General features: G+C 44.0%; 9 protein-coding genes and 1 riboswitch. Of the genes, 2 read left to right on the top strand and 7 right to left on the bottom strand.

The genetic code is table 11. The annotated features are described in order from the left end of the window. Nucleotides 1-264 carry a DUF2061 domain-containing protein gene (locus BW980_RS16580; protein WP_013992222.1) on the bottom strand — a complete coding sequence of 88 codons (264 nt, stop codon included), beginning with the start codon at nucleotides 262-264 and terminating at the stop codon, nucleotides 1-3. A gap of 179 nt (nucleotides 265-443) precedes the next feature. Beyond that, nucleotides 444-854, bottom strand: a complete 411-nt coding sequence (locus BW980_RS16575) for an RrF2 family transcriptional regulator (RefSeq protein ID WP_076456322.1) — start codon at nucleotides 852-854, stop codon at nucleotides 444-446. A 274-nt stretch (nucleotides 855-1128) separates the two neighbouring features. On the opposite strand from BW980_RS16575, the gene BW980_RS16570 reads away from it, so the two are divergent. Together BW980_RS16570 and BW980_RS16565 are read left to right on the top strand one after the other, a co-directional pair. Continuing rightward, nucleotides 1129-3876, top strand: a complete 2748-nt coding sequence (locus BW980_RS16570) for a T9SS type A sorting domain-containing protein (protein WP_076456321.1) — start codon at nucleotides 1129-1131, stop codon at nucleotides 3874-3876. After that, nucleotides 3873-4583: a hypothetical protein gene (locus BW980_RS16565; RefSeq protein WP_076456320.1), complete on the top strand. Its 711-nt coding sequence runs from the start codon at nucleotides 3873-3875 to the stop codon at nucleotides 4581-4583. The genes BW980_RS16570 and BW980_RS16565 overlap by 4 nt, the downstream gene beginning before the upstream one ends. A gap of 72 nt (nucleotides 4584-4655) precedes the next feature. On the opposite strand, the gene BW980_RS16560 is transcribed toward BW980_RS16565, so the two are convergent. The 5 genes from BW980_RS16560 to BW980_RS16540 all read right to left on the bottom strand — a co-directional run bounded on the left by BW980_RS16560 (nucleotide 4656) and on the right by BW980_RS16540 (nucleotide 15106). Then, entirely contained in the window at nucleotides 4656-5819 is a 1164-nt protein-coding gene (locus tag BW980_RS16560) for a trans-sulfuration enzyme family protein (protein WP_076456319.1), read from the bottom strand. Nucleotides 5820-5853: 34 nt separating this feature from the next. Then, nucleotides 5854-9246, bottom strand: coding sequence for a bifunctional aspartate kinase/homoserine dehydrogenase I (gene thrA, locus BW980_RS16555; protein ID WP_076456318.1), 3393 nt, complete (start codon nucleotides 9244-9246; stop codon nucleotides 5854-5856). Between the two features lie 67 nt (nucleotides 9247-9313). Beyond that, nucleotides 9314-10588 (bottom strand): O-acetylhomoserine aminocarboxypropyltransferase/cysteine synthase family protein, encoded by a 1275-nt coding sequence (locus BW980_RS16550; protein WP_013992232.1) that lies wholly within the window; start codon nucleotides 10586-10588, stop codon nucleotides 9314-9316. 123 nt (nucleotides 10589-10711) lie between these two features. Next, a riboswitch (SAM riboswitch) is annotated at nucleotides 10712-10826 on the bottom strand. Nucleotides 10827-10902: 76 nt separating this feature from the next. Further along, nucleotides 10903-12159 (bottom strand): methionine adenosyltransferase, encoded by a 1257-nt coding sequence (gene metK / locus BW980_RS16545; RefSeq protein ID WP_076456317.1) that lies wholly within the window; start codon nucleotides 12157-12159, stop codon nucleotides 10903-10905. A gap of 268 nt (nucleotides 12160-12427) precedes the next feature. After that, nucleotides 12428-15106, bottom strand: a complete 2679-nt coding sequence (locus BW980_RS16540) for a carboxypeptidase-like regulatory domain-containing protein (RefSeq protein WP_076456479.1) — start codon at nucleotides 15104-15106, stop codon at nucleotides 12428-12430. Between the last annotated feature and the right edge of the window lie 27 nt (nucleotides 15107-15133).

The following is a 15133-nucleotide window of genomic DNA, read 5'->3' as shown; positions in this document are numbered from 1 at the left end:
TTATTTACCCCAGTTAATTTTATTCCACAAACGCTCGTGAAAGAAGTACAAGAACATCTTGGTCACAAAGTCAATGGATGCGATAGAGGCCGCTATGGCCACCTCACCAGTTAACAAATACGAAACCAATAAGGTATCTAAAGTACCGATTACCCGCCAACTCACCGCCTTGGCGATACTACGGATAGGTCTTTCAGATTTTTGATCTTCTGAAAACTTTTTTTTGGGAGCTGCTTTATCTAAAATCAATTGATCTACAATCATTTTCTCGTTAATCTAATTACCCTATCAATCTAATAGAGTAAACAAATGTAGTATATTTTTATTGTGTTAGACGCCACAAATTAAAAGAATTTACGTTTACCCTATAGATTTAGTAGATTTATAATAAACCGCAAATAAAATTGCAGAATTTTCAGCACTTCTTCCAGAAGATCGGGAAATCAGGCTATTAAATCGGCCAAGGTATGGCTGCGGTACACCTCAAGATTGGCATCGCGCACCATAAGCATCAACTTATTTACCGAACAGCTGGCCTCATCTGGGCAATCGGTACACTTTTCATAAAAATTAAGGCTTACACAAGGTACCATGGCTATGGGACCCTCAAGAATACGCATCACATCGGTCATCAACACCTCACGGGGGTCTTTGATCAGGTAGTACCCTCCCCCCTTACCCTTTTTCGAGCCCAAAAATCCACTTTTGCGAAGAGACAATAGAATGCTCTCCAAGAATTTTTGCGAAATATTCTCGGCCTGGGCAATTTCAGAGATCTGCACCGGCTGTTGGTCTTTCTTTGAAGCCAAGTAAGTCAGGGCCTTTAAGCCATATTTTGTCTTTTTTGAGAGCATGGGGTAAATATAACAAAAATTGGGACGAGTAAGCAGTGCTATGGGCCCGTCCGAAAATTATAAAACGTAACGAACCATGATTTTCAAGCTTTTGACTCCGAAAGGCTAAAAACCCTGACAATACCAACTCATCAAATACTTGACAAATACGTTATCGCCTGCATAAAAAATCATTTGTTCTGTCGTTTTGATCATTTACTATCTGAAGCCAACCATCTTTCAATTAGATTTGGTAATACACCCAATTGGTTGAACCTACCTAAATCTATTAGACATGTCTACAAAACAAAATTATCTTTTCTCCTTTTTATTCTTATTCCTAATAAGTATAAACTCTTTTGCCAGAGACATCTACGTAGCCAAAAACGGCGATGACACCAACCCGGGCACTTTGGAGAGTCCGTACTTGACCATTTCAAAAGCAGCGAGCGAAGCGGTTGCAGGCGACATCGTATATATCAGGGCGGGCACCTACGAAGAGACATTGGCCCCATCGAATTCCGGAAGCCCTGGTCAGCCCATTGTCTTTCAATCGTATCCCGGGGAAAAAGTCATTATTTCGGCCATGGATGCCTTATCCGGTTGGACGCAAGACAGTGGTTCCATTTACAAAACCACCATTCCCTTTCCTTCCCTAGGCCAAGAAAATTTTGTCATGAACGACGCTACCGCATTGGACTTGGCCCGATGGCCAAATAAAACGGACGACGACCCCTTTGCCTTGGGAACCATCCGAAATACAGGAGGAAGCAGTGGCGATGTCATCAACGGGGCCTATTTGACAGAACCCACGATTCCAGGTATTGACTGGACCGGTGGCGCACTTTGGTTCTATGGGGACAAGGGCGGGAGCGGTTGGCTCGCCTGGAAAAGGAAAATTACGGGCAGCTCTGCCGGAAGGGTCAATTTTAATCATACCACAACGAACAACGAAACTTGGGTAAGAACCTTTCATGCCCCGGCCGATTTGGGCGATTTTTATCTCGAAGGAGCCAAAGACGCCCTAGACTATCAAAATGAGTGGTATTTCGATGAAAGTACAAGCACCCTATACGTTCAGCTTCCTGGAGGCGAAGCCCCGGTCGATGGCAAGGTCAAGATGAGACGCCGTTTGGAAACCATCAACCTAAAGGACAAAAAATACATCGAAATACGGAATTTGGCCGTATTCGGCGGCAGCATCAATATGGAAGACAGCTCCACTTGGTGGGCATCGAACGCCAATAGCAAAACTACAAACAACCTCCTCTACGGTGTAACTTCCTTTTACGGCAACCACACCCAAGGAATTACCGATAGCTCACGTACCAACAATGCCAACGTACATGTACAAGGCTCGAACAATAGAATTGAAAAATGCGAAATCGCATTTAACGCAGGGGCCGGATTGGTGGTAAGGGGAAACAACCAACAAATTATTGACAACTATATACATGACTGTAATTTTCTAGGTTCCTACGACGGCCCATTGGTAATCAGGGGCATAACGAACACTTTAGTAAAGAACAATACGGTATTCAGGGGAGGACGGGACGCCGTACAGTACAATGGCTCCGACAACGAGTTTTCCTATAACGACATCTCCCGAAGCAACTTGATCGCCGATGATTGCGCCCTTTTCTATACGGTAGGAGCACAATACACAACGGAAATCCACCATAACTGGTTTCACGATACGGCTTCCGGTGGCACAAAATACAAAGCCGCCGGAATTTACCTAGACAACAATGCGGCGGGCTTTATCGTCCACCATAACGTAGTCTGGAATACCGAATGGACCAGCGTACAGATCAATTGGAACGGAACGGATATCGATATTTTTAACAATACCCTTTGGAACGGTTCCGCAGTAATGGGAGCATGGCATAAAGATGGAACTGCCTTCTCAAACGTTCGGGTTTGGAACAATCTAGGAAGCGATACCAATTGGGAGCCGCAGTCGGACAAACAGAATAATTTAACCGTCACTTCCGGAGTGTTCGTAAACGCAGCCAATGGCGATTTCAACCTAAAGAGCGGTGCTTCACCCATTGACCAAGGGAAGGATATTCCGGGCATAACCGACGGCTTTACGGGCGACCACCCCGATGTTGGGGCCTATGAAAACGGAGGTGAGCAATGGATCGCAGGCATTACCTGGCAGCCGCTATATGGGGCTGCAGGCCTAGGCTGTTACGGATTACCCGGTGAAGACTGTATCGCCTTCGATCCTAATGACGACGACAATGACGGTGTTGCCAATGCCGATGACGAATGCCCCGAAACTCCCTTAGGAAGTACCGTAAACACCAAGGGCTGTAAAATATTCAGTCTTGCCGCCGATAATTTTAAGGTAAAGGGAACCGATGAATCATGCAGCAGTAGTAATGATGGAACGATTTCCATACATTCAAAAGATAGCTCTCTTCAATTTAAGGGAAAAATAAAGGAAACGGGGGCAGAAAAGGATTTTACTTCAGATGCCTTGTTCGAGCAATTGGGCGCTGGTGACTACACCCTGTGCATTACCACGCCCTCCGATGCCAACTTCGAACAATGCTTTGTTATATCGATAGACGAGCCTGAAGACCTATCCGTAACATCAAAGGTCGACAATAGCACAAATCAGCTCACCCTAAGCTTGAAAGGGGCCACCAACTATAGCATTGACCTAAACGGGGTGGTTACCCATACTACCGAAGATGAAATTACACTTGACCTATCGAAAGGCCAGAACAAACTTTCCGTTAAGGCAGATAAGCTTTGCCAGGGCGAGTATAGCGAAATCATCAGCGTTTTTGACGGCGTCACCGTGTTTCCGAACAAGGTAAAAGACCAATTGAACGTTGCCTTCTCCCACAAGCTTGATTCCTTGGTCACCCTTGAATTGATCTCGGCAACGGGCAAGGTCATTCTAAGCAAAACCGAATCGGTCGGGAACCAGATTACGACCATAGATACCTCTAATCTAAGTTCGGGCATTTATTTCTTGAACATCACAGCTACAAATATCAAATCCCAAGCCAAAATTATCAAACAATGATATCCAACACCTATATCCGATCAAGCCTATTCCTTCTTCTTATCGCCTTTTGCAGTTGTAGCAGTAGCGATGACGGAGCCAAAGACCCTACGCCCGAAGAAAGCCTACCGCCCGAAGCCTCGGTTTTGGTTTTTCCGAAGAAAGATGAAGAATGCAACCAAGGCGACATCATCTCCGCCACCCAAAGCAAAGTAACGTTTAAATGGAAGGCTTCCGACCATACGGACAGCTATACCTTGGTGCTAAAAAACCTAGAAACCAACGAAACGAGCGAAAACGATACTTCGACCAATTCGCTTGCCCTAAGCATTTTGAGAAATACACCCTATTCTTGGAACATTATTTCAAAATCTGACGAAACGGCCACGACCGCTACTAGCGAAACCTGGAAGTTTTACAATGCCGGCGAAGGAAATGAAAATTATGCCCCTTTTCCGGCGGAGGCCGTAGCCCCGACGATGGGGGCCAGTGTGAGCCAACCCCTAAGCCTAAGTTGGAAAGGGAGTGATGTTGACAATGATATCGCCTCCTACGATATATACCTAAGTACCGACAATCCGCCGACTACCTTACATGCAAGCACCGCCGATTCAAAAATAGATGACATTGCACTGAATCCTGCCACTGTTTACTACTGGAGGGTAGTCACTACCGACGAAAATGGTTCCAGTTCCCAATCGCCGGTCTTTGAGTTCAAAACCCAATAAGCCCTATCCAAGGCATAAAAAAACCAAAGTCAAAAGCTTTGGTTTTTTTATTTACAGAAATCTCATTCGCCCTTAGGCCAGTGCCTGCGAAATATCGGCGATGATATCATCTATATGCTCCAGTCCTACAGAAACGCGTACCATTCCGTCCGTAACACCTGTTTCCGCCCGCTCTTCTACGGAAAGCTTACTATGGGTGGTAGAAGCAGGATGTGTTACGATACTACGTGCATCACCCAAGTTGGCCGAAAGCGATAACATTTTTATAGAGTCGAAAAACTTCTGGCCGGCTTCCAATCCACCTTTTACCTCAAAAGCAACGACACAGCCACCGGCCTTCATCTGCTTCTTGGCAATCTCATATTTGGGATGCGACTTCAAAAACGGATATTTCACCCAGTTGACCTTTTCGTTGCCTTCTAAAAACTCGGCCAACTTCAGTGCATTTTCACAATGGCGATCTACCCTTACGGCCAAGGTTTCCAAGCTTTTGGAAAGTACCCAGGCATTGAAGGGAGATAGGGCCGGACCTGTAATTCTTGAAAAACGGTAGACCTTATCGACCAACTCCTTCTTTCCTACGGTAACGCCGGCCAATACACGACCTTGTCCGTCCATTAATTTCGTACCGGAATGGATGACCAAATCGGCACCGAACTTGATCGGCTGTTGCAAATAGGGCGAAGCAAAACAGTTGTCGATCACCAAAATGAGATTATGCTTTTTGGCAATCTTCCCTAAAGCTTCCAAGTCGAGGATGTCTACCCCTGGATTGGTCGGGGATTCCGCATAGATAATTTTCGTCTTTGGCGTAATCAAAGCCTCCATCCCATCTAAATCATCAATCTTAAAATAGCTATGATCAATATTCCATTTGGGGAAAAAGTTGGTGAACAAGGAATGTGTCGACCCAAAAATACTCCGCGCCGACAATACATGGTCACCGCTATCCAAAAGGGCTGCCAAAGTAGAGAATACCGCTGCCATACCCGAAGCAAAAGCAAAACCACTTTCTGCACCTTCCATCTGACATACCTTCTCTATAAACTCAGAGGTATTCGGATTGGAATAGCGCGAATAAACATTCCGTTCTTTTTCTTCGGCAAACGAAGCGCGCATATCTTCCGCATCTTCAAATACAAAACTCGAAGTCATGTACATCGGCACTGAATGCTCTAAATTTTTAGTGCGTTCCAATTGCGTTCTGATAGCGTTCGTTTCAAATTTATTTTCCATATGCATATAATTTGCTGAAAGCGGACTTTCTCTATTATTTATATCCTTTTTCTGCTATTCGTAAAATATCGCCAAAAACACCCCTTGCCGTAACGGCTGCGCCCGCACCTGCCCCTTGAATCACTAATGGATTTTCGCCATATGACTCGGTATAGATCTCTATGATGGAATCGGACCCTTTTACCTGTCCCAAGGCACTTTCTTTGGGCACCGATATGAGTTTTACGTCCAAAATACCTTTCTCTTCCTGAAGGTTACCGTGCAAATCGCCCACATACCGCAGTACATGGCCGGGCTTTTGGTTCTTTTTAATTTCGTTGAACTTGGCATCTACCAAGTCCAGGTGGTCCAAGAAATGCTTTACATCGCCATCCCTCAACTCCTCGGGTATCAAGTTTTCAATGTTCACATCGGAAAACTCGTTTCGCAGGTCGAGTTCCCTGGCAAGAATCAACAATTTTCGACCCACATCGTTACCCGATAGGTCTTCGCGGGGATCCGGCTCGGTAAATCCGCTTTTCATTGCCGCCCTTAAAATATTGGAAAAGGGTTCATCGCTTTCTGAAAAGGTATTGAAGATATAACTCAAGGAACCTGAGAACACCCCTTTGATACCGGTAATGTTTTCACCCGAAAGATGTAACAAACGTATGGTATCTATCAAAGGAAGTCCCGCCCCTACATTGGTTTCGTACAAATATTGCTTTTGGTGCTTATCCAATTCATCGCGCAACAACTGGTAGTAATCGAAACCGAGCGTATTGGCTATTTTGTTGGACGACACGATATCGAAACCGTTCTCTACAAACTCAAAGTAATGGGCCACAAAATCGCTATTAGCGGTATTATCGACCAAAATGAGGTTCTCTAGATGGTTTTCCTTCGCATATGCGATAACATCGCCTACCTTATATGGCGTACCCTTTTCTTCTATGGCCGTTTTCCAGTTTTTAGGGATTCCCTTTTTATTCAATAGGATTTTCCTAGAATTGGCCACGGCAAAGACGTTAAGGTCTATCCCTTTTCGTTTCTGTATGGTCTTGGTAGATTTCAAGATTTGGTCAATAAGCGTTCCGCCAACATTTCCATGTCCAAAAATCACCAAGTTGACCTTTTTACTAATTCCGAAAATCTGTCCGTGCATTACGTTCAATGCCTTGTTCAGGTCCGATTTTCTAAGTACCAAACTTACATTTCTGCCCGATACCGTATTATTAAAGAGCAAGGGGGCGATCTGATTCTTGATCAAGGCATTGTACGGTCTATGGAAGGTACTCAAATCTTGACCTACGATAGAAATGACCGAGACCTCATCAAGCACGGTAATCATATTAATATCCTTCGACTGGTAATCGCTTTCGAATTCCCTGTCCAAAGCCCTCTTGGCCTCTAGGGCCCGGTCGGCATTTACGACCAAACCAATGCCCCGCTCCGAAGAGCCTTGGGAAATGATACTTACACTAATATTGCTTTTTTGAAGCGCACTAAAAATACGTGCATCGACCCCAACTTTTCCTAGGAGTCCCCTACCCTCTACATTGATCAAGGACACGTTTTCAATGACCGACAAAGACTTAATACCGCCTTCTTCGGTCTTGGCGCTGATCAAGGTTCCCTCATTATCGTTATTGAAGGTATTTAAAATACGAAGGGGTATGTTTTTTTCTATTAACGGAATAATGGTCTTGGCGTGCAAAATGGTCGCCCCGAAATTTGCCAGTTCGTTCGCCTCCCCATAGGAAAGGTGGGAAATGCGCTTGGCATCGGATACCAAATCGGGATTAGCCGTATATATACCGTCAACATGCGTAAAGTTCTGAAGCTCTTCCGCATTCAAGAAATTAGCGAATAGTGCCGCCGAATAATTACTGCCATTACGCCCCAAGGTGGTAGTTTCCCCATTTTCATCAGAAGCGATAAAACCTGTAATAATCGGTACCGCATCGGCATCAAGCTTGGCAAAACGGCGTAAAACGTTTTCTTTTGAAAGCGCTTCTTTGACCGTGGCATCGCCAAAATTAGAATCGGTCTTTATCAATTCCCTAGAATCGAGCATTACCGCATTGATGCCTTTTCCTATAAGGAGTTTGGTGACCAATTTTGCCGAAATAAGCTCCCCAAAGGCCAATAACTGGTCTTTTATCTTTAAGCTGTAATCGCCCAAAAGCGAGACCCCTTCGAGTAATTTTGCCAAATCTTTGAACTCCGCCGAAAGGTTGACATTCTTAAAGGCATTCTTCTGATACTTTTCAAAAGCCTCAAAATCTTCATAGTAGTTTTCGCCCTTTGCCGCCTTTTCCAATATAGCTTCCAATTGGTCGGTAGCCTTTTCACGGGCAGAAAGTACCACGGCAATATTCTCGCCCTCTTCTACCTTTTTTGAAACAATACCCAAAACACGTTCCAATCCCTCGCCATTGGCCAGCGATTTTCCTCCAAATTTCAAGACCTTGATATGTTTTGACTTTCCATTTCTACTGAACACAGGTTCCAGCAGTTGTTCCATCTGCTCAAATTCGATCAAAAAGGCATCGTGGCCGTGAAGGGAGTGTACCTCACCGTAAGTTACATTACCATTGGCCTGGGCCAAACGTTTAAAGGTCTCCTTGTTTTCCTTGGCCGTAAAGAACAAATCGGAATCAACCCCGATGATATGGATATTCACATCGCTGTTCTGAAGGTCGATAAAATTCTGCTCCCCGTTCCTCATAACATCTATGGTCTTGAGCAACTGGTTCATAAGCTTATAGGCCGAAAGTTGAAATCGTTCCTGTAACTTTTCCCCGTGATGCATCAACCAACTCTCTACGTTAAAAACCTGAAGTTCCTCATTGGTACTCCGCTTAAAACGCTCTTTAAAAGACTCGGGCGTGCGATAACAAAGCATGGCGTGCATACGCGCATCGTGAACGGGCTTTTTGCTATTGACCAAAAACTGTTCCTGGATCTGGCAATTACCGATCAACCAATCCGTAGATTTCCAGTCCGATGCAACGGGAATCAGATGCTCCATGATCTTCGGGTTAAGCGCTGCCATTTCCCAGGCTATACCCCCTCCCAAAGAGCCGCCGATAAGGGCGAACAATTTATTGATCTCAAGTTTTTGGAGGCCCAACAAGAAGATTCTTGCGATATCGCCTGCCACGAAATCCTTATAATTATCGATAACGAATTTATCGTATCCGTTACCGGGAATATTAAAGGATAGAATGGTGTACTTATTGGTATCGATACACTTGCCTTCGCCAATAAGGGCGGACCACCAACCATCATCGCCCGTAACATTGGAGTTACCGGTCAAGGCATGGTTGACCTGCACTATGGGCGCAGTGTGCAATTCTTTCCCGAACAACTGATAGGAAAGCTCAATATCTTGAGTTACCCCACTGATCGTAGTATAGTTCGATAATTTTAAATGGTGAAGCATACGGCATATATTAGACCTCACCGGCGTTGTACCGGCCAGGTCTTATTAATTTCTAAAATAGTATCGGTTAAAGCGCTGCGAATGCGTTTGCCAAATCGGCTTTCAGATCTTCAATATCCTCTAGCCCCACTGACAGACGAATCAAATCTTGCCCCACACCGGCGGCTTCCTGCTGCTCGGCGTTCAACTGCTGGTGCGTAGTACTGGCAGGGTGGATGATCAATGATTTTGTATCGCCAATATTGGCCAATAGGGAGAAAATTTTGGTAGCATCGGTCACTTTTTTAGCGGCCTCAAAACCACCCTTTATTCCAAAAGTCACCAAACCACTTTGTCCTTTAGGCAAATATTCTTGGGCTAGATCGTAGTATTTACTACTCTTAAGACCGGGGTAATTTACCCATGCCACTTCGTCCCTTCCTTCCAACCAGGTCGCCAATTCCAAAGCATTGGCACTGTGTTGTTTGATACGAACGTTCAAAGTTTCCAAGCCTTGTATGATCTGGAATGCGTTAAACGGACTCAAAGCCCCTCCAAAATCGCGTAATCCTTCCAAAATCAATTTAAAGGTAAAGGCCGCAGCACCTAGGGCTTCGCTATACACTAAACCATGGTAGCCTGCAGAAGGCTCGGTAAATTCAGGGAATTTTCCGTTGGTCCAATCGAACGTTCCCGCATCGATTATAGCACCACCTAAAGAAGTACCTTGACCTCCGATATATTTAGTTAAGGAATGAATCACCAAGTTGGCCCCATGCTCAATAGGGTTCAAAAGGGCCGGTGAAGCTACCGTATTATCAACTATAAAAGGAACCTGAGCCGCCTTGGCCTGTTTTGAGATTGCTTTTAGGTCAAGCACGTCTAGTTTAGGGTTGCCCAAAGACTCTACAAAGAAAGCCCTTGTATTGTCTTGCACCGCCTTACCAAAATTTTCAGGATCCGAGGCATCTACGAAAGTAGTAGTGATTCCCATTCTTGGCAAGGTAACGTTCAACAAATTGAAAGTTCCCCCATACAGGCTACTAGAAGCTACAATATGATCTCCTGCTTTTAGGAGCGTCATTAATCCGGTAGAAATCGCGGAAGCACCTGAAGCAAAAACTACAGCGCCAATACCTCCTTCAACGGCCGCCAATCGCTCTTGTAAAATTTGATTGGTAGGGTTGTTCAGACGGGTATAGATAAATCCGAGTTCGGCCAAAGAGAAAAGGTTGGCCGCATGGTCGGTATCGTTAAAAACGTAGGATGAAGTCTGGTAGATAGGGACTGCACGTGTTCCAGCGGTTTGCGCCGGGTCGTGTCCAGCATGTAGTGCATTGGTAGCAAGTTTAAGATCACTCATAATTCTAGATTTTTAATTGTTATTTAAAATAATTAAAAGCCCAACCATAGACTACGGTCTTGTAGTTAGGTATAATATCAAAAAAGTTATAAGAAAGTAAAAGATTAGGATGAGTAATCTATTTCGTTATCTGTCCTAATAATTATTTCAGGATAGAATGTAGCACCTTCTCTGCATAAGGAACAAAGGGTTGCTAAGGTTTCAAAGGGTCTATTCCCTCCACCTTTCTTGATAACTGATCAATACGTGTTTGAACTTTTGGAAATACAAATATATGGTCGGCGAATTTAAATTCACCAACATTTTTGAAAAATTTATAAATTAAACGCCTTTTTTACCTCATCTACCCGATCTAATTTCTCCCAGGTAAACAATTCGACTTCTTTTTCGATACGACCGTTGTAGGGCGATTCAAAAACCTTTTTGATCATTTTAGGCGTTTTGCCCATATGTCCGTAAGCTGCCGTTTCCAAATAAATAGGGTTACGCAACTTTAGTCGTTCTTCAATGGCAAAGGGACGCATGTCGAACAAGTCTTTTGTCTTGTTGGCAATCTCGCCATCGGTAAGGTCTACATTAGACGTTCCGTATGTATCGATATAAATGGAAGTAGGCTCAACCACCCCAATGGCATAACTCACCTGCACCAAAATTTCATCGGCCACTCCGGCCGCCACTAAATTCTTGGCGATATGTCGTGCGGCATATGCGGCGCTTCGGTCTACCTTACTTGGGTCTTTTCCACTAAAAGCCCCACCACCGTGGGCACCTTTACCTCCGTAGGTATCAACAATTATCTTCCTTCCCGTAAGTCCCGTATCACCATGTGGCCCCCCGATAACGAATTTCCCGGTAGGGTTGATATGGTATTTGATCTTATCGTCGAACAAGTTCTGAATCGCTTCGGGCAATTGCTCTACGACCCTAGGTATCAAAATCTCTACAAGGTCTTTTTTGATCTTGGCCAACATTTTGGCATCGTCGATATCAAAAGCGTCGTGCTGTGTAGATATTACAATGGTATCGATCCTTTGGGGTACATTGTCGTCGGAATACTCTATGGTTACCTGCGACTTGGAATCGGGCCTAAGGTAATCTATGATCTTACCTTCCCTGCGCAACTCTGCCAAGTTTTGGAGAATCTTATGCGATATATCCAAAGCCAACGGCATGTAATTTTCGGTTTCTTTAGTCGCATAGCCGAACATCATACCTTGGTCCCCTGCTCCTTGTTGCTCTTTTTGACCACGGTCTACCCCCTGACTAATGTCTTGCGATTGCTCATGGATCAAGGAAATGACCCCACAAGAATCTCCACTAAACTGGTATTCGCCCTTGGTGTAACCTATGGAATTGATCACATCCCTAGCAATGGTCTGAACATCGAGATAAGTATCGCTCTTAACCTCTCCGGCCAATACGACCTGACCTGTGGTAACCAAAGTTTCACAAGCCACCTTGCTCTCTGGGTCAAACGCCAAAAAGTGATCCAACAAGGCATCGCTTATTTGATCGGCAACTTTATCAGGGTGTCCTTCGCTAACGGATTCGGAGGTAAATAAATACGGCATAACAAACTTTTATTTTTTCGTAAAAGGATCTGAAAGGAATGCCGGAAGAAGATGATGCGAATCGAATCAACATCAACTGCTTTAGCATTTTTTTTGTTTTATCACCCTATTCGGGCTTAAAACAGAGGTTGCAATCAGTCAAATCCCTCCTCTTTAATTTAATTAGGACGCAAAAGTATAAAAAATGTTCAGTTCAAAATATAATTATCAGGTTAATTATTTCCCTAAATTGAATATTTAGGTTTTCACGACATGCCATTCGACCTAATTACAGATCGTATTTTATGGAGAAAAGCAAGTAACGCGGTTGTACAAAATAGGCCTGTGTCGTAAAGAACAGATCATTGGTACTGTCTCGGTTCAGCGTAGTGGTATTTAACAGGTTGGTACCTTTAATACCATATTCCCATCGGCTATCCCTTTTCTGATAGGTCAAGTTGGCCTCCAAAAAACTATATTGGTTTTCAATGGTATTTTCCTTATCCGTGTAATTGTAGTAATCATAGTCTACGTTAAAGATAAAGTTCTTTAAAAAAGTGGCGTCGAAACGGGCATAGGGCCTGCTCGTAAAATAGGTTGTCTCCAAATCACCGTTTTCATAATTGTTTACGGTGTACCTGTATCCTACTTCCAAATTGGGGGCATTCTTAAAATTGGTAGATAAGCCCCCCCTATAGTTCTGGGTGAAGGCGTTGGACATACGTTGCTCATTGCTCACCAAGTTATAGGTAGTCGACCACGCCACATTACCCCTTACCGAAGCTTTTATCTTCCCGAAGGTACGCTCATAATTTCCGCTGGCGGACAATGACTCGTCTTCAAAATTGGAATTGATCGTAGTACTCACCCTGTTGATCCCGATAATATCGGCACTACTCTTTAGGGCATCTATTCGTTTTGTATAGGCTATGTTCGCGAAAATATTGGTAAAATTGAACATATTGAAGCTAAAGAAATTTAGCGAAAGGTTATGGTTGAGGGCACTCTCCAAATCCCTATTACCACTGTAAAGCGAGTTGTAGTTATTGAGCACATAGCCTTGGGCAAATTTGCTCACATCGGTAAAAGATCGGGTAACCCGGTAGTTGAACCGGATATTTTCAGACTTCTTCAATTGGGCGTTGATATACACATCGGGCAATAATGACGTAAGGTTGTCTTCCACCACGGTGCTCAATTGCTCATTTTTCACATTAAACTGATGCAAGGTCACCCCTGGATTAAAGGTGAAAATTCCAGAAATCACCTTATAGTGAAACCCTAGGTACAGATCGGAAACATTAAAGGTAACATCGTTCCCAAACTCCGCTCCGCTCATGTCCAAGCTTTCCTCATTATCTAAAATCTGAAAGATTCCCGAGTTAAAATTTTGATGGCTTTGCGTAGTTCCCATGGTTAAATTCAGATTGCTTTTAGTGCCGAGTACATAGTAATAATCAAGCTTGGCATCTACTTTATTCGTCACCACATTTTTGGCCTGATTTATATTGTACCCCTCTTGTCCCTCATCTACCGGAAATATATCCACGTAGGCAAATTCATTTCGGATGGCCTCGTAAAAGGGATCCTCGTCTTGGTACATATGCTGTGCCTCTACGGCAAAAATATTCTTTTCGTTCAGCGTGTAATAGAGATTGAGGTTTTGGTTTACGGCTAAAGGCTTTTGTTTTTTCACCTCTGAAATCTCATCGGTGATATCGGATACCGAAAGCACATCTACCTTTTCATTATCATCCGATTGTTTTAAAAGGACATCGTAATCGAACTGAAAATCGGCATTGGGCTTATATCGGGCACTGAATTTTGCCAAACCTAGATGTACGGTCTGATCCGTATGGGTGCTTGCATTTTCTACATCGTTACTGGCTATATAGGCCGTATTTCGTTGCGACTTCATCAAGGTTCCGGTATACGAGTAAATTCCGAAACCGCTCAAATCTAAGCTCTCCGTTGGGGAATAGCTAAAATTGGCCGCGGCAAACTTGGTATCTATATCGTTGGCCCTATTGTTTTGGGCCGTAGAAAGACCGAGCCCATCGGCGCCTGTGGCAATCGAACTGCCTCCCCTGGCATTTATGTTCCTAAAGCCGCCGGTAAAATTCCTATAGTCGTTTCGTGTAAACGGAACTTCCCCCAAGTTATTCAAGTCGGTAATAATATTGATGCTGTATTTAGGACTATAATAGAACAACTTCGGGTGGGCCAAATATCTATCATCAGGCCCATAGCCTGCGGTTAGTTCGCCAAACCAAAAATTCTTTTTGCCCTCTTTCAACCTTATGTTCAAGGCCACGTTATCATCGTCATTGGTAAGCCCCTTCATTTGCGACACCTCGTTGAAATTTCGCAGTACCTCAACCTTGCTAAGGGCATTTGCCGGAATATTCTCAACGGCCAATTTAGAGTCTCCATCAAAAAAATCCTTCCCTTCTACCATCACCTTGCTTACGGTCTTCCCCTCTACCTCTATCTGCCCATCATCGTTAATCTCGATACCCGGAAGGTTTTCAAGTACATCTTTCAACTTTTTCTCGGTTCCCGAAACAAAGGAATCGGTATCATATACAATAGTATCGCCTTTGACCGATACCGGCATTTCATAGGTTACCTCAACCTCATCCAATTGATTGGCCTGTTCGTACATGACAATGTCTTTTACCGCATCGACCTCACTGGCAGTAAACGTAAACGACTCCGTCTTAAACCCTAAATAACTAACTTTTACGGTATATTGATGTCCGGATTTCAACTTCAACTTATACAGTCCCGCATGATTGGTAATACCGTAAGACTCCAAGCCCTTGGTTTCGGTATTAATAGCAATAACATTGGCCATATCGACACCAGTACCCAAACTATCCTTAACCATACCGGTAAGGGCAATTTCTTGGGCCCAGCTAGCGGTTGCCAAGCTAAGGAATACCACAAACAACAATACATTCTTCATTATCATTGAATTAGATGCAACAAGTAT

Origin of the sequence: Zobellia uliginosa (genome assembly GCF_900156625.1) — a bacterium.
Lineage (GTDB): Bacteria > Bacteroidota > Bacteroidia > Flavobacteriales > Flavobacteriaceae > Zobellia > Zobellia uliginosa.
The sequence above is the reverse complement of the archived record's forward strand: the minus strand, read 5'-3'. Positions and strand labels throughout refer to the sequence as shown.